This window comes from Marinobacter sp. THAF197a, from assembly GCF_009363275.1.
Lineage (GTDB): Bacteria > Pseudomonadota > Gammaproteobacteria > Pseudomonadales > Oleiphilaceae > Marinobacter.
Genome location: NZ_CP045324.1, coordinates 42,229 through 57,476, shown reverse-complemented (window position 1 = coordinate 57,476; position 15,248 = coordinate 42,229). Strand labels below are relative to the sequence as shown.

The following is a 15,248-nucleotide window of genomic DNA, read 5'->3' as shown; positions in this document are numbered from 1 at the left end:
ACCGTATTTGGACAGCATTGAGGTATATGTAATGGCAAATGTACGAACTCACAAGGGTATCACACCACAATTTGGTGAGCGGACCTGGGTAGACGAGAGCGCCGTGGTCATCGGCGATGTCCAGATGGGTGAAGACTGCTCGGTCTGGCCCATGACCGTCATCCGCGGTGACATGCACAAAATCCGCATCGGCGACCGCTGCAGCATTCAGGATGGCTCCGTTCTGCATATCACCCATGCCAGCGACTTCAACCCTGGCGGCTGGCCGTTAATCATTGGTGATGATGTGACCGTTGGTCATAAAGCTCTTTTGCATGGCTGCACCATTGGCAGCCGGGTGCTGGTGGGCATGGGCTGCACGGTGATGGATGGTGCCATCGTGGAAGACGAAGTGATTATCGGGGCCGGTACCCTGGTGCCACCGGGCAAGCGATTGGAATCCGGCTACCTTTACGTGGGCTCGCCTTGTAAGCAGGCCCGGGCGCTGTCAGACAAGGAACGCACGTTCTTCAAATACACCGCAGCCAACTACGTTAAGCTCAAAGACCAGTATCTTAATGACGCGTCATAAAGTGGTCTGAATACCGGGACACTTCCGTATGTTTCCGAGCCGTTACAAGCCGGGAGACAACCGTGGATCTGACAGACACCACCCATCAACGTGCATTACTGTATCTTCGTGCGGTAAAGCACGACGACTGCCCCGTTGCTTTGTCCTGCGTGAAAGACCTGGTTGACCGTTATCGTTACGGGGCGGGCAATGCAAATCTGAGCCATGTTCTGCCTGCCATTCAGCGTTCTCTTTCGACAGACACTGACAAACACCAAGCTACCCCGCCAAAGCTTTCCCGGGGCCGGATCGGGTACCAGGGTGACTGAATTCTGTTGGCAGCCGGTCGCCTACCGACGGCGCGCTATGCTTGCACTACTGGTGCTTGGGCAGACATCGTTCGGCGTTTGGCTGCTCTCCCACAGCCTGCCACTGACCCAGGAGGGATGGCCGGCTATGGTGTTGGCTGGCCTGTTCGCCATTCTGTTCACCTGGATAGGACTGGGGTTCTGGACCGCCGTGTTCGGCTTCGCAATGCTCAGGCGCGGGGGCGATCCCCACAGCCTCAGCCGCCGGTTCTCAGGGTGTGCAGGCGCCGGGCCATTCAAAGGCCGGCTGGCGCTGGTGATGCCAGTCTGTCACGAACCGGTACAACGTTCCCTCGGTAATCTTCAGGCTGTGTATAAAGAGCTTGAAGACAAGGGCTGGCGCAACCAACTTGATGTCTATGTGTTGTCTGACAGTCAAGACCCGGAAGTCTGGCTTGAGGAGCAGGCGGCCTGTGCCGAGCTGAGCGCCGGTATGGCTACCGGCAACCGGCTTTTTTACCGCCGCCGTCGAGTGAACCTGAACTTTAAAAGCGGCAACATCGCCGACTTCCTCCGACGATGGGGCGCCCGATACCGTTACATGGTGGTGCTGGACGCCGACAGCCTGCTCACAGCCCCTGCGATTGAAAAACTCGTTCAGTTGATGGAACGGCGGCCCCAGGCCGGCATTATCCAGACCGCACCCAGGCTGGCGCGTGCGGGTACCCGCTTTGCCCGGCTGCAGCAGTTTGCCAACCGGTGTTATGGCCGAATCCACAGTGCCGGCCTGGCAGCCATCCAGCTGGGTGATGCCAATTACTGGGGCCACAATGCCATTATCCGGGTAGCACCGTTCATGGCCCACTGCGGTTTGCGAAAGTTACGGGGTTGGGGGCTTTTTCGTGGCCCGGTATTGAGTCATGACTATCTTGAGTCTGCGCTGATGGGCCGCGCCGGTTTCGAGGTGTGGCTGGAACCGGCCATCGCCGGCAGCTATGAGGAATCACCACCCACTCTCGAAGACGACCTGATTCGCGACCGTCGCTGGTGCCGGGGCAACCTGCAGCACCTGGTCCCTTTGCTCACGATGACCAAGCTGCGTTTTGCCCATCGCCTGGCGCTACTCACTGGCATTCTGTCTTATCTGGCCTCACCCCTGTGGTTAGCGTTTCTTGGCTTGTCTGGCTACCTCACCATGGCGGGAACACCGGGCAGCCAACCGTTGCCCGGGCTGATCGGGGTGTCGTCCACCAACGGGAGCCTTGCCGGCGCCTGCCTGATCGGGCTCACCGTAACAACGCTATTGGGCCCGAGGACACTGGCGCTGCTGGACCAAGGACTTGCCGGGCGGGCAAGATTGTATGGTGGCCGCTGGCGAATGGCGGCAAGCACGGTGATTGAAACCCTGGTGTCTCTGATACTGGCACCCATTCGAATGATCGCCCACAGCGGCCATGTGGCCGGTGCGGTCCTCAACCGCAGCCTGCGTTGGCAGGGCCAGAATCGAACCGGGGCCGGTGGGCTGGCACAAGCGCTTCAGCACTTTGCCGGGCCCGCACTGGTGTGCGCCGGCGTACTGGTTCTGATCCAATGGTACAGCCCGAACCTGACACCCTGGGCCCTGCCGGTCACGATTCCGGTGCTGATTGCGCCGTTACTCACTGTCTGGCTGGCGGGCACGGGCTCAGGCCAACAAATGGTCATTCCCGAACAGGCATCCCCTGTGCCAGTCATCACTCGCGCTTCGATGGACCACCCGCAGAGCAATCGCCTGCCATTACTGAGCTGGTTCGAGCAGACAGTACTATCACCGCGTTACCACTGTTGGCGGCAACGCCAACCCGGCCCCTCCGGGGGAAGCAAGCAACGGGTGTTGAATGCCCTGGTTGAACAGTGCGCAGCACAGGGCCCCGGCGCACTCACTGGCAGCCAGATCAGCCTGCTATGCGAACACCCAGAGGCCATGCAATCGCTGCACCTCAAGGCCTGGCAGGCTGAGCCCGACTCACCTTGGGGTGGGGCACTTGCCCGTCTGGGCTTGAACCTGGGGCCAATACAAACCGCTACCCGCACTCACAAAACCCAACCGGAGCACTCCCCATGGATCGGCGTCGCCTCCTGAAATTCAGCCTGGCACTGGCCGCCGGTGTTCCTCTTGCCCTGTCTGGTACCGGGCGCGCGCTGGCCAGCGTTGTCGGCTCCTCCGGACAGGCTTTCAGTGCCCGCTGGCTCCGGGAACACGCCCGGGCATTGGCGGCCAAACCGTACCGCGCCCCCCAGAACCCCCTGCCGCCAAGCCTGCAATCCCTGGACTGGGACCAATATCAAGCCATACGTTACCGGCCAGACCAGGCGCTATGGCGCCACCGGAACAGCGCGTTTCAACTCCAGTTCTTTCACCTGGGCCTGTACTTCCAGGAGCCCGTGCACTTCTACGAAGTGGTCAATGGCAGGGCCCACGCCTTGCCCTACCAGAACGAAAACTTCGACTATGGCGACAATGACGCGTTTGATGACCTGCCGGACAGCCTCGGCTACGCCGGATTCCGCGTGCATTTCCACCAGGACTTCAGCCGGGACATCGCAGCGTTTCTGGGCGCAAGCTACTTTCGGGCGGTGGGGGAGTCCCGCCAGTACGGTCTGTCAGCCCGCGGCCTGGCGATCAATACCGGGCTGCCGCAGCCCGAGGAATTTCCTCGCTTCACTACCTTCTGGCTTGAACGCCCAGCCGAAGGCGACCTGTCACTGACCGTCCATGCCCTGCTGGATTCCCCCAGTGTGACCGGCGCCTATCGGTTTGTGATTCATCCTGGCGCCAACCTGACCATGGACGTGGAGGCCACCCTTTACCCCCGCAAGGAGCTGACACGCTTCGGGCTCGCACCACTTACCAGCATGTACCAGACCGGCGAAAACGATCGGCGCATGGCCAATGACTGGCGCCCGGAAATCCACGATTCCGATGGCCTGGCGATCTGGACCGGCAACGGCGAGCGCATCTGGCGCCCCCTGACCAATCCACAGCAACTGACGGTCAGCCATTTCGTCGATTACCAACCCCGGGGATTTGGCCTTCTGCAACGGGATCGGGATTTCAGCAACTACCAGGATGATGGCGTGTTTTACGAACAGCGGCCCAGTCTTTGGGTAACCCCCCAAGGTAACTGGGGCGAGGGCGCCGTGATGCTGGTGGAGATTCCGACACTCGATGAAACCTTTGACAACATCGTGGCCTTCTGGAATCCGAAGGAGTCCTGGCGGCCCGGAGAAGCCTACCCCATCGGGTACCGGCTCTCCTGGGGCGAAACCATGCCGGATCAAAATCCGGAGCTTGGCGCCGTGGTCGCCACCCGCACCGGGGTTGGCGGCGTCATCGGTCAACCCAGAACCTACTTTTCCCGGCGCTTTGCGGTGGACTTTGCCGGCGGGAGCCTTTCAATGATGGACCGTCATGCCGGGGTCGAGGCAGTCGTGAGTGCCAGCCGGGGCAAGGTAGAACTGGTATCGGCCAGGCCGCTGCACGCCATCAACGGCTTCCGCGCAATGTTTGATCTGATTCCGGATGATGACACCAGCCCGATAGACCTGCGCCTTTACCTGAGAATAGGCCCCCAGGCACTGACTGAAACCTGGCTGTACCAGTACACGCCACCACCGCCCGAGGCCAGATCGTTCTGATGCTGGCCGCCTTTGTATTGCTCAACGGGCTGTTGCTGCTGCCCGCCCTGGCACTTCCGGGCCCGGCGCCATGGCTCGCGCTGGAAGCCCTGATTATCTGGTGGCTGTTACACCAACTACCCAACCAACGTGACCGACTGGCGATGCTGTTTTCAGGCATTTACGCCCTGGTGGTCTGGCTGATTGCGGCCGATGCGCTGGTCCGTCAGAGCCTGGGGCGGGGCCTGAATCTGTATCTGGAAGTGGGTTTGCTGGATGCCGCCTGGCATCTGCTCCGCACCAATCTGGGGATTCCGGGCGCCGTGCTGGTTGTTATCGCACTGATCTTTGCCGCAGCCCTGGTGGCCTGGCTGTTTCGCTGGCTCGGACTGCACCTTGCCCGAGCGGTTCCCGTGCGGGGGCGGGCTCTCTGGGTCAGCGCCGTAACACTGCTAACACTGACGGTGCTGACACCCTGGGTGGGGAGCCCAGCCCTGGCTTTCGTTGCCAACCAGGGATCGCTGATCCTGCACACACACCAGGCCACTTCGGCTTTTCGTGCCGGCCTGGAACAACAACCAACCGCCAGCCGGCAACCCCGCGCACTGCCGGGCCTGGCCAATACCGATGTGGTATTGGCCTTCGTGGAATCCTACGGCATCTCCGGGCTTACCGACGAACGTTACCGGCCGGTGTTGGGCCCCAGGCTGGCCACCTTGGCCGAACAGCTCGATAACGCCGGCCTGACCGTCGCCACGGGGCGGCTTAAAGCGCCTATCCAGGGCGGGCAATCCTGGCTCGGTCATCTCTCGGTGCTCAGCGGGCAGTGGATCAACACCCAGATTGCCTATGAAGCGCTGCTGAGCAGCAACTACGCCACGCTAATTGATGATTTCCGGGTGACCGGGCATCAGACCATGGCGGTGATGCCCGCCATCACCCGGGAGTGGCCGGAAGGTCAGCTATTTGGCTACCACCGCATCTATGATCAAGACGCGCTCGGTTACCAGGGGCCAGCGTTCAACTGGGTCACCATGCCCGATCAGTTCACCTGGCACCGGTTCGAACAGCTTAGACAGGCAACGCCAGCCCCGGTTTTTGCGGAGCTGGCCTTGATCAGCAGCCACGCACCCTGGGTGCCGATACTTCCGGTGCTGGACGACTGGGACAGCATCGGGGATGGCCAGGTTTTCCAGCAATGGGAGGGCGCTGGCGAAGCCCCCGCCTCGCTCTGGCGAGATCCGGAGCGGGTACGGGAGCACTACATCCAGGCCATCGATTACGCCCTGGCCGTCGCCGGAGACTACGCCGCTCGCTACCTGACGGACGAGACCCTGCTGTTCATCCTCGGTGATCACCAGCCGGCGCCGCTCATCACCGGAGACGATGCCAGCAGGGATGTGATCATTCACGTCATCAGCCGCAACCCGACGCTGGTAGCCCCCTTTCTGAACGGAGACCTGCCAGGATTCCAACCGGGCACCCTGCCGGACGAGCACACCGATGGCGCCCCCATGAGCCGATTTCGGGCATTTCTGCTGACCCAGTTTGGCGAACCCGGAGCGCCCTTGATGCAGGTCAAAAAGTAACCAGTAGAGCACTTGAAAAGGTACCGGCCGAACCTATATTCGTGAATAGCAGAAGTTCACGGAGTCCATCCGGCTGGCGCCACCGGTTTGGAGCTGTTCCGCGAGCGAAGCTGAAGACAATCTCAGGTTCGACATCGTTAAAGGAGGAGTTCCCTATGAGCAATCTGACCCGCTGGAATCCGATCGGCGAATTCGAGGACATGATGAACCGCTACAACCGGATGTTTGGGGTAGCACGCACCAATGGCGAACGGGAAGGTAAAGACCTGTTCAGTCGCAGCGACTGGGCTCCGGCTGTGGATATCAAGGAAACGGCCGAAGCCTTCACTGTGGAAGCCGAATTACCCGGCATGAACAAGGACGATGTGAAGGTGACAGTACACGATGGCGTGCTCACCATTCAGGGCGAGCGCAAGCATGAGGAAGAGTCCAGTGACAAGAAGCACCATCGCATCGAGCGGGTCTATGGTAGCTTCCTGCGCCGATTCACGTTGCCGGACAATGTGGACGAGAACAGCGTGAAAGCCAGCTTCAAGGACGGCCTGCTGACTTTGAGCATCCAAAAGGCCGAACCCAAAGAGCCCAAAGCCATCGAAGTAGAAGTGCAGTAAGGCGATGTTCGGGCCGGGGCTCAGTTCCCGGCCGTTGCCTTTTGTTTTGCGCCGGCTTTTTCCAGAGCCTGAGCGTAATCACCGCTGCGACGGTGTTGTGACACCCGGTCCAGGATAGTCTGGCCGTGCTCATCTTCGGCGTTCAGGTCGCGGCCGGCTTCCACAAAGAATGCCAAAAACCGTTCGAAATCACCTGCACGCATGGACTCATAGGCACGAATCAGCACGAAATGATCCGGGTTCAGGTTCTTGTCCCAGGGTGACAGATCGAGAAAGCTTTTAACCCGCTCGTCACTCCACTCCTCTCCAATAACCTTTGGTTTATCTGGTCCGCTCATGCTGAAAACTCCCGTTATCTGCCAAGGTTTGAGCGGCACAGTATAAGGCTTTGAATCTGCATCACTTATATGAATGCACTATGAGAATCTACGCTCAAGCTATAAGCAATCAGGGCAGGATTTCCACAGGCAAATCACGGGTAGGGACGGCGGCGTCACACTCCGGGTTACGAACAGCAATTTCGACCCGGCGGTTAACCGCGCGGTTTTCAGCGCTATCGTTGGGCATCAGAGGGCGAGTTTCTGCACGGCCAGCAGCCACCACACGATCTGCTGGAATCTGGCGGTCCAATACCAGCTCGTGCACCACAGACACGGCGCGAGCCGCCGACAGATCCCAGTTAGATCGGTACATGCCGCTGGAAATCGGCACATCGTCGGTGTGGCCTGATACCACCACATCACCGGTACAAGACGCCAGAACCTCAACAACACGTTCAATGATCGGAATCATTCCGGGCATGATGGCAGCATCGCCGGAACGGAAGGTGGCCTCCTCGGAAAACCGAATTACCACCTGATCTTCGTCATAGTTTACGTGCAAGGTATCCGCAGCCACCTCTGCTTCCAGTTCCTGGATCAAGCGACCGGCCAGGTCCAGAACGCCACCGGGAATCTGTCGCGTTTCCGAACGCTCGGTTCGCTCGTCAATGAACTCCGGCTGGTCCTGCAGGTTTTCAGAAGGTTCCGGCAGCGATACGGTATCGGCTTCAATCAGGGTCAGGGGTGTACCGCCGATGTCTTCGGCCACCACATTGCTGGAACCAAACGCCAGGGACATGGAGTTCGCCATGGCGCGGTACTTCTCGATATCCATCTCGGCGAACGACAACAGCAGGATAAAAAACGTCAGCAACAGGGTTGCCAGATCCGCGAAGGTGACAATCCAGTCGGGCGTACGCTTTTTAAGGGCGTTTTTCTTCAGTGGCCGCGCCGGTTGCAAACCTCAGGCCTCCCGCTCCGGTTCCAGGTTGGTCCGGTGTTCCGGTGTCACATAAGACGACAGCAGTTCTGTCATGACCCTGGGGTTTTCGCCGCGCATGATGCTCTTGATGGAGGTAATGATGAGCATCTGGTTGCGAGAATCGTCTTCCGCCTTGAGTTGCAGCTTGTCTGCCAGGGGTAAGGCGATCAGCTGGGCAATAAAGGCGCCATAGAGGGTGGTCAGCAGCGCAATGGCCATGGCCGGGCCAATGGAGGAAGGGTCATCCAGAGTGTTCAGCATCTGCACCAGCCCTACCAGGGTACCCAGCATACCGATGGCGGGCGCGGATTCACCAATACCCCGGAACACCCGCTCAGCCACTTCATAACGCTCTGCGGTTTGCTGGGTTTCCTGCAGCAGGGCTTCCTCCACCAGCTCCGGTGGATGACCATCCACACACAGGTTGATGGCTTTTTGCAGGAACTCGTCGTCGGTCTCATGGTTTTCCAGGCCCAGGATACCCTCTTTGCGGACCACCCGAGCCAGCACGCCCACTTCCCGGATCAATTCCGCTGGCCGTGGCAGGCGATCAGTGAAGACGGTGCGCATGGCAAGCTTGAAGGCGCTGACCACCGACGGCATGCGGAACTTGATCAGCGTCACCGCAAAGGTGCCACCCAGAACAATGGCCAGCCCGGGCAGGTTCAGGAAGGTGAGTGCGGTGGCGTTAGCCAACATGGCCAGAACCACAATCAGAATTCCGGCAAGCAACCCGACAAGCGTGAGAATGTCCATCAACAACCCTTATTGAACGGCCCGGAAACGCAGCCTCAGTCGGTTCTCAACTCTTCAATGACCGGTGCGGTCTCGGGGCGCACGCCCCGCCACACGAAAAATGACTCTGCGGCCTGTTCCACCAGCATCCCGAGACCGTCAAATACCCGTTGGGCACCGTGATCCAGGGCCCACTGGTTGAACGTGGTGGTCTGTAAAGAATACATCATGTCGTACACCACCGTAGCCGGCCCGATCACATTTGCCGATACCGGTGGCAAATCGCCCTGCAGGCTGGCGCTGGTGCCGTTGATGATCAGATCAAACGGTTGATCCGGCGCCTCGAATCCACAGGCATTCAAGACCGTGGCGCCCGCTTCTCTGGCAAACAGCCTGACCAGCGCCTCCGCCTTGGCCACCGTTCGGTTGGCAATAGTCAACGCTGCCGGCTGTTCGGCCAGTATCGGCCCAATTACGCCCCGAACGGCACCGCCAGCGCCAAGCACCAGCACCTTCAAGCCATTCAGCGCCACCTCGTGATTGTTCTGTAAATCACGGACAATACCAACGCCATCCGTGTTATCGGCCACCAGCTCGTTTTCTTGATCCAGGTAAAGGGTATTGGCCGCACCTGCCTTTTCGGCCCGTGGGGTTCGGTGGTCCGCCAGGGTCCAAGCCTGTTCCTTGAACGGCACCGTCACATTCAACCCCTTGCCGCCCCGGTCGAAAAAATGCCGCACGGTGGCGGAAAACTCATCAATCGGAGCCTGAATGGCGGTGTACTCCACCGGCTCGCCGGTCTGGCAGGCAAACAGACTGTGAATCCTGGGGGACTTGCTGTGGCTGATGGGGTTACCCACCACCGCGTAGAGTTCATTGGTCATTGGCGCCCTCCAGCCAGTTACGGCCCGTCAGGAAGTAGTCTGTCAGCCTGGCTTCTTCGCTGCCGGGCACCGGCTGCCGGTCATAATCCCAGCGCACCAGCGGTGGCAGCGACATCAGAATGGACTCCGTGCGGCCGCCGGATTGCAGACCAAACAGGGTGCCCCGGTCGTACACCAGGTTGAACTCCACATAGCGCCCGCGGCGGTAGAGCTGGAACTCCCGCTCCCGCTCGCCCCAGGGCTGGGCCATCCGGCGCCGCACAATCGGCTCGTAGGCCTCGATATAACTGTCGCCCACGGCCTGCATAAAGGCAAAGTCCCGGGCGAAATCTCCGGTGTTGAGATCGTCAAAGAACAACCCACCCACACCCCGGGGTTCCTGCCGGTGTTTCAGATAAAAATAGTCGTCACACCATTGCTTGAACCGGGGGTAGACGTCATCCCCAAACGGGGCACAGGCGTTGCGTGCGGTCTGGTGCCAGTGCACGCAGTCTTCCTGGTTGCCGTAGTAGGGCGTCAGGTCATAGCCACCGCCAAACCAGTACACCGGCTCGGCATCTTTCGGCGTGGCGATGAAGAATCTCACATTGGAGTGGGAGGTCGGCACGTGGGGGTTTTCCGGATGGATCACCAGTGACACGCCCATAGCCTGCCAGGGTGCACCGGCCAGCTGGGGTCGATGCGCGGTGGCGGAAGCCGGCATGGTGTCGCCCATCACGTGGGAGAAATTCACACCACCCTTCTCGATCACCTTGCCACCGCTGATCACCCGGCTGATACCGCCGCCACCCTCCGGGCGCTGCCAGCTGTCACGGATAAACGCTGCCCCGCCATCAACCGCCTCAAGCCGCTGACAGATGCGCTCCTGAAGCCCGATCAGATAGTCTTTAACGGCTTGGGTATCCGGCTGCTGTGACATGCAATCTCCTAGCGAAACTGTTTTCCGGTAACAATATCGATGATTCGGCTGGGCTTGCGGTTGCCACCCAGTGCTCCAGGCACAATGCGGTCCAGCTCACCACCAAAGTATCGGCGTACCTGCCAGATGCTGCGGGCCGGCGCCCGGCCAGCGGGGTTGCAGGACGTGGACACCAGCGGCATACCAGTAGCATTACACAGAGCCTGAACAACCGGATGGTTACTGACACGAACCGCAATGGTGCTATGCTTGCCGCGCACCCAGTCCGGCACCTGCTCGAGCACATCCGGTACCAGGCAGGTAATCGGACCTGGCCAGTGCTGCTCGGCTTCCCATTGCAGTACCCGGGGCAGAGGATCAAGCAGAAAGCGCACCTGATCAATAGACGCAGCCACCAGAATCATGCCCTTGTGCATCGGGCGCTGCTTTAATTCGAGGATGCGCTCAACCGCCTCGCGGTTCCAGGGATCACATCCCAGCCCCCAGACGGCCTCGGTGGGATAGGCAATAACGCCGCCGGCCAGAACGGTGCGGCGGGCACAATGGAGCTGCCATGAATGCAGGGGAGACGTCGCTGACATAACGAAATTGTACTATCCGGTTGGTCGAACCCAAATAATGCACCGTCAGCCCGCCCGGAGATAACCACCGGGAGCGGAATTAGCCAACCCTTCCAGCTCCAGCAGCAACAAAGACTGCATCAGCTGATCCGCTGGCAGACCCGTAGCCTGGCTCAGTGCATCGGTAGATTGTGGATCATACCCCAAAGCCTCAAGCACCGCGATTTCCCGACTGTCCAACCCGGACAAATCCTGCTCTGCGGGGCCGGTTTGATCACATTCCGATGCGGGCTGCATCGACCACCAGGTGCCCAGTTCCTCCAGAACGTCATCAGCGGTCTCCACCAGCCTTGCGCCCTGTTTGATCAACTGGTGACAACCCCGAGCCACCGGGCTGTGCACCGAGCCGGGAATGGCGAACACCTCGCGCCCCTGTTCCAGCGCGGTTCTGGCCGTTATCAGCGAGCCGCTACGGAGGCTTGCCTCAACCACCAGCACGCCGCGGCTCAGGCCACTGATGATCCGGTTCCGCTGCGGGAAATGGGCGGCCCGGGCCTGTGTGCCGGGCGGGTATTCCGAGATAATAAGCCCCTGCTCAATAATGCGCTCGGCCAGTTTTCGGTGCTGCGCCGGATACAACCGGTCGAGACCACAGCCCACCACGGCAATGGTCGGAAAACCAGCATCCAGAGCGCCGGCGTGGGCGGCACCGTCAATACCCAGGGCAAGGCCGCTGGTGATCAGAAGTCCACGCCGGCTCAGTTCTGCCGAAAACTGCCGAGCATGCTCAAGTCCGGCCCGGGTGGCATTGCGACTGCCGACAACGCCAAGCTGGTCTTTGCGCAGTAAGTCGGGATCACCCCGACCGTACAGCAACAACGGGGCGTTATGAATATGCCTGAGTGCATCCGGATATCCGGCTTCTCCATAGCCCATCAGGAAGATCCCGGAGGCCATACTGGCCGAGCGAATGCGGCCGGCCTCTACAATGACCGGGTGCCCGGAATCGTCGGCCTGCCAGGCCATCACCGCTTCAATGGCATCGGTGGTCAGGCCCAGGGCCTTCAGGGTGGCGGCATTCATGTCGAGAATATCGGTCAGCTGTTCGGTATTCGCGTGTATCCGCTCACGCAGGCGAAGGCCAAACCGGGGCAAAAGAGACAACAGCAGCCAGCGGTCGCTGGCCGATTCCAGGCAGGTAGGTGCAGACATCTTTTTCATCCTTGAAAACGATAATGGCCGGGCGCTCCGGCCCGGCCATTCTATCTCATTACAGACAAGCCCATACAGGGGTGATCAGGGGTTCTTGACCCGATCACCCACCGCCAGCGGGCGAGTCGCCTGAAGAATCAGGCCATAGCTCATCTTTTCGTAAGACTGGAACACCATCAGCAGGCCAGCCCGCTCGGACGGCAGCTCAATGGTTTCACCGGTGACCGGGTCACGGACCAGGTTACCGCTCTTCATCACTGCCAGCACGTGGCCCGGCATCAGGCCCTCACGTTCGCCGCGGTTGATAGCCACCACGTTGTACTGACCAATCTGGTTAACACCACCATCCACGGAAATCATCCGGCCCTCGATCTCCTCATCCGGAGAGCTGGGCACGAAGTTGGTGGTCAGGCGACGATCTTCGTTGACCAGCAGGCGGTCACCGATGCGCACTTCCTCGCTGGAACGGGTCAGGGTCATGGTCAGTACATCACCGTTTTCCGCAGTAATGTTACCCTTGGCAATGCTGCGTGCCTCCAGCCCCAGGAATTCACCGGTTTCCGGATCCACAAATTCCTTGCTCCGACGGAAAACGCCAACCCGGTCGGCCGGCTTTTGGCCACGGGCATAAACCCGGTCACCGGCACCGGTGATGATGCGACCATCTTCACCTTCGAGCACGTAAGGTGCGCCGTTGATTTCAGCCGGCGAGACAATGCGGGTGTCGGTCAGGAAACTGCTGATGGCATCCAGCGGGATGGCTGGAATCGGGGTGTCGATCGCTTCGGAGCGGATTTGCGGTGACAGCTTGACGACATCGCTGGTAGACACCTTGGTAATGCGGGGCTTGCCATCGATGTACACCAGCGCCAGGCGATCACCCGGGTAAATCAGGTGGGGGTTGGCAACCTGCGGATTAACGTGCCAGATTTCCGGCCAGTACCAGGGGTTGTTCAGGAATCGCGCTGAAATGTCCCAAAGGGTGTCCCCCTTGACGACAGTGTAACGCTCAGGATGATCAGACCTGAGCTCCGGTTGTGCCTGGGCCCAGGAAGTAAACAGCAGCGCCGTCGCTGCCAGAGCGTACAACAATTTCCTCATTGTCTATATCCTTGATCGCGTGCCTTGAATCTTTGCGTTGGGTAACGTCGCAGCGGTATCCCCGCAGCTTATTACGTTGTTATTCCCGTTACTATAGAAGATGTTCGGGTATTTGTGATGTTATCTTTTGTTCTTCCAGTAAATTCTTCAGTATGGCTGAAAGATTTTAACTATTAACTGATCAGTTTGTACTCAATCGACAATTTATCGGATAATAGAGCCATTACGTTCTCCCCATCATAGATTCGTGGAGAAAATTTGCGCAGACCGCCGTCGCATTTCAGAGAAGCCAAAGCATTATGATTTTAGAGATTCTTGAGTATCCGGACCCGCGCCTTCGCACCATCGCCAAGCCGGTGGACGAAGTGACCGACGACATCCGCAAGCTGATCGACGACATGTTCGAGACCATGTACGATGCCCCCGGCATTGGCCTGGCGGCTACTCAGGTCAATGTGCACAAGCAGATCATCGTCATGGACCTGTCGGAAGACAAGAGCGAGCCCCGGGTGTTCATCAACCCGAAAGTAGAAGTACTGGACGGTGAGCTGGAAGCCATGCAGGAAGGCTGCCTGTCGGTTCCCGGTTTCTATGAAGACGTGAAGCGCATCGAACACTGCCGGATTACCGCCAAAGACCGTAACGGTGAAGACTTTGTACTCGAGGCTACCGGCCTGCTGGCGGTGTGCATCCAGCATGAAATGGACCACCTGAACGGCAAGCTGTTCGTGGACTACCTCAGCTCGCTCAAGCGTAACCGCATTCGCAAGAAGCTGGAAAAGCTCCACAAGCAAAGCGCCTGAGGCGCCAACAGCACAGAACCGAATTCAGACCGGGTTACGACCCGGTTTTTTCGTATCAACGACACAGAGAAGCAACCACCGTGCGCATTGTTTTTGCCGGAACGCCGGATTTTGCCGCCACCGCCCTGAAAGCCCTTCTGGAAGCCGGCTATAACCTGGTGGGCGTCTACAGCCAGCCAGACCGCCCCGCCGGCCGGGGCCGCAAACTGATGCCCAGCCCGGTCAAACAGGTCGCCCTGGACGCCGGCATTCCGGTGTTCCAACCGGTCAGCCTGAAACCGGAAGACGCCCAGCAGGAACTTGCTGCGTTAAAGCCAGATGTGATGATTGTGGCCGCTTACGGCCTGATCCTGCCCAAAGCCGTGCTGGATATCCCCACCCACGGCTGCCTGAACATCCACGCTTCACTGCTGCCACGCTGGCGAGGTGCCGCCCCGATCCAGCGCGCCATTGCCGCCGGCGACCCCGAAACCGGCATTACCATCATGCAGATGGACGAAGGCCTGGATACCGGCGATATGCTGTTGAAAACCAGCACCCCGATCCATGCCGACGACACCGGCGGCAGCCTGCATGACCGCCTGGCGGACATGGGCGGCAAAGCTATTGTGGGAGCCCTGGTGCAACTGGCAAACAGCGAGCTGGCCCCTGAGCCACAGAACGATGCCGACGCCAACTACGCCCACAAACTGTCCAAGGAAGAAGGCCACATCGACTGGTCCCGCAGCGCCATCGAGATCGAACGCTTGATTCGTGCCTTTAACCCCTGGCCCGGCACCTTTACCGATCTCGGCGAGCAACGCATCCGCCTTCATCAGGCCAGCGCACTGGATCAGAGCAGCGACAAGCTGCCAGGCACCGTGATCAGTCGCGAGAGAGAAGGCGTTGAAGTCGCCTGCGGCACCGGCACCCTGAAAGTCACTTCGGTCCAGTTGCCCGGCAGCAAAGCCCAGAGCATCAGCGACCTGATCAACGGCGGCAAGCAGGTGCTACTGCCCGGCCAGGAGCTGAACTGAC

Annotated in this window: 16 protein-coding genes; 8 read left to right on the top strand and 8 right to left on the bottom strand. The window is 59.8% G+C overall.

From position 1 onward, the window contains the following. Window positions 1-31 precede the first annotated feature (31 nt). The 6 genes from FIV08_RS00225 (at window position 32) to FIV08_RS00205 (ending at window position 6,715) form a co-directional block, all read left to right on the top strand. A complete protein-coding gene (locus FIV08_RS00225) occupies window positions 32-571 on the top strand; it encodes a gamma carbonic anhydrase family protein (protein ID WP_106694563.1) in 540 nt (179 codons plus the stop codon). A gap of 62 nt (window positions 572-633) precedes the next feature. Next, complete coding sequence (locus tag FIV08_RS19650) at window positions 634-879, top strand: hypothetical protein (RefSeq protein WP_172972227.1); 246 nt, start codon at window positions 634-636, stop codon at window positions 877-879. Beyond that, window positions 776-2,980: a glucans biosynthesis glucosyltransferase MdoH gene (mdoH, locus tag FIV08_RS00220; protein WP_152436960.1), complete on the top strand. Its 2,205-nt coding sequence runs from the start codon at window positions 776-778 to the stop codon at window positions 2,978-2,980. The genes FIV08_RS19650 and mdoH overlap by 104 nt, the downstream gene beginning before the upstream one ends. Next, on the top strand, window positions 2,959-4,536 hold the full coding sequence (locus FIV08_RS00215) for a glucan biosynthesis protein (RefSeq protein ID WP_152436959.1): 1,578 nt from the start codon (window positions 2,959-2,961) through the stop codon (window positions 4,534-4,536). Before mdoH ends, FIV08_RS00215 begins: the two co-directional genes overlap by 22 nt. Then, on the top strand, window positions 4,536-6,104 hold the full coding sequence (locus FIV08_RS00210) for a sulfatase (RefSeq protein ID WP_152436958.1): 1,569 nt from the start codon (window positions 4,536-4,538) through the stop codon (window positions 6,102-6,104). The genes FIV08_RS00215 and FIV08_RS00210 overlap by 1 nt, the downstream gene beginning before the upstream one ends. A gap of 155 nt (window positions 6,105-6,259) precedes the next feature. Next, window positions 6,260-6,715 carry an Hsp20/alpha crystallin family protein gene (locus FIV08_RS00205; RefSeq protein WP_152436957.1) on the top strand — a complete coding sequence of 152 codons (456 nt, stop codon included), beginning with the start codon at window positions 6,260-6,262 and terminating at the stop codon, window positions 6,713-6,715. A gap of 20 nt (window positions 6,716-6,735) precedes the next feature. Here the strand turns inward: FIV08_RS00205 and FIV08_RS00200 are convergent, their stop codons facing one another. From FIV08_RS00200 to FIV08_RS00165, 8 genes are all read right to left on the bottom strand, one after another. Further along, on the bottom strand, window positions 6,736-7,053 hold the full coding sequence (locus tag FIV08_RS00200; RefSeq protein ID WP_072675830.1) for a PA4642 family protein: 318 nt from the start codon (window positions 7,051-7,053) through the stop codon (window positions 6,736-6,738). A 109-nt stretch (window positions 7,054-7,162) separates the two neighbouring features. Next, entirely contained in the window at window positions 7,163-7,996 is an 834-nt protein-coding gene (locus tag FIV08_RS00195; RefSeq protein WP_072675831.1) for a flagellar motor protein MotB, read from the bottom strand. 3 nt (window positions 7,997-7,999) lie between these two features. Then, entirely contained in the window at window positions 8,000-8,773 is a 774-nt protein-coding gene (locus FIV08_RS00190; protein WP_152436956.1) for a motility protein A, read from the bottom strand. 35 nt (window positions 8,774-8,808) lie between these two features. Then, complete coding sequence (gene aroE / locus FIV08_RS00185) at window positions 8,809-9,636, bottom strand: shikimate dehydrogenase (RefSeq protein WP_152436955.1); 828 nt, start codon at window positions 9,634-9,636, stop codon at window positions 8,809-8,811. After that, the gene (hemF, locus tag FIV08_RS00180) at window positions 9,626-10,555 is read right to left on the bottom strand and encodes an oxygen-dependent coproporphyrinogen oxidase (RefSeq protein WP_152436954.1); all 930 of its coding nucleotides are present in this window, start codon (window positions 10,553-10,555) and stop codon (window positions 9,626-9,628) included. Before hemF ends, aroE begins: the two co-directional genes overlap by 11 nt. A gap of 8 nt (window positions 10,556-10,563) precedes the next feature. Beyond that, the gene (locus FIV08_RS00175) at window positions 10,564-11,136 is read right to left on the bottom strand and encodes an L-threonylcarbamoyladenylate synthase (protein WP_152436953.1); all 573 of its coding nucleotides are present in this window, start codon (window positions 11,134-11,136) and stop codon (window positions 10,564-10,566) included. Between the two features lie 45 nt (window positions 11,137-11,181). Next, the gene (dprA, locus tag FIV08_RS00170) at window positions 11,182-12,327 is read right to left on the bottom strand and encodes a DNA-processing protein DprA (RefSeq protein ID WP_152436952.1); all 1,146 of its coding nucleotides are present in this window, start codon (window positions 12,325-12,327) and stop codon (window positions 11,182-11,184) included. 84 nt (window positions 12,328-12,411) lie between these two features. After that, window positions 12,412-13,428, bottom strand: a complete 1,017-nt coding sequence (locus tag FIV08_RS00165) for a LysM peptidoglycan-binding domain-containing protein (protein ID WP_061331396.1) — start codon at window positions 13,426-13,428, stop codon at window positions 12,412-12,414. 296 nt (window positions 13,429-13,724) lie between these two features. Between FIV08_RS00165 and def the strand changes: the two genes are divergently transcribed. After that, entirely contained in the window at window positions 13,725-14,231 is a 507-nt protein-coding gene (def, locus tag FIV08_RS00160) for a peptide deformylase (RefSeq protein WP_152436951.1), read from the top strand. Between the two features lie 80 nt (window positions 14,232-14,311). Further along, the gene (fmt, locus tag FIV08_RS00155) at window positions 14,312-15,247 is read left to right on the top strand and encodes a methionyl-tRNA formyltransferase (RefSeq protein WP_152436950.1); all 936 of its coding nucleotides are present in this window, start codon (window positions 14,312-14,314) and stop codon (window positions 15,245-15,247) included. The last annotated feature ends 1 nt before the right edge of the window (window position 15,248 follow it).

What these genes read in the sequence shown, in the direction of transcription:
- FIV08_RS00200 (WP_072675830.1), bottom strand. Translation starts at nt 7,053, where the DNA reads ATGAGCGGACCAGATAAACCAAAGGTTATTGGAGAGGAGTGGAGTGAC.
- hemF (WP_152436954.1), bottom strand. Translation starts at nt 10,555, where the DNA reads ATGTCACAGCAGCCGGATACCCAAGCCGTTAAAGACTATCTGATCGGG.
- FIV08_RS00210 (WP_152436958.1), top strand. Translation starts at nt 4,536, where the DNA reads ATGCTGGCCGCCTTTGTATTGCTCAACGGGCTGTTGCTGCTGCCCGCC.
- aroE (WP_152436955.1), bottom strand. Translation starts at nt 9,636, where the DNA reads ATGACCAATGAACTCTACGCGGTGGTGGGTAACCCCATCAGCCACAGC.
- FIV08_RS00225 (WP_106694563.1), top strand. Translation starts at nt 32, where the DNA reads ATGGCAAATGTACGAACTCACAAGGGTATCACACCACAATTTGGTGAG.
- FIV08_RS00175 (WP_152436953.1), bottom strand. Translation starts at nt 11,136, where the DNA reads ATGTCAGCGACGTCTCCCCTGCATTCATGGCAGCTCCATTGTGCCCGC.
- FIV08_RS00205 (WP_152436957.1), top strand. Translation starts at nt 6,260, where the DNA reads ATGAGCAATCTGACCCGCTGGAATCCGATCGGCGAATTCGAGGACATG.
- mdoH (WP_152436960.1), top strand. Translation starts at nt 776, where the DNA reads ATGTTCTGCCTGCCATTCAGCGTTCTCTTTCGACAGACACTGACAAAC.
- dprA (WP_152436952.1), bottom strand. Translation starts at nt 12,327, where the DNA reads ATGTCTGCACCTACCTGCCTGGAATCGGCCAGCGACCGCTGGCTGCTG.
- FIV08_RS00190 (WP_152436956.1), bottom strand. Translation starts at nt 8,773, where the DNA reads ATGGACATTCTCACGCTTGTCGGGTTGCTTGCCGGAATTCTGATTGTG.
- FIV08_RS00215 (WP_152436959.1), top strand. Translation starts at nt 2,959, where the DNA reads ATGGATCGGCGTCGCCTCCTGAAATTCAGCCTGGCACTGGCCGCCGGT.
- FIV08_RS00165 (WP_061331396.1), bottom strand. Translation starts at nt 13,428, where the DNA reads ATGAGGAAATTGTTGTACGCTCTGGCAGCGACGGCGCTGCTGTTTACT.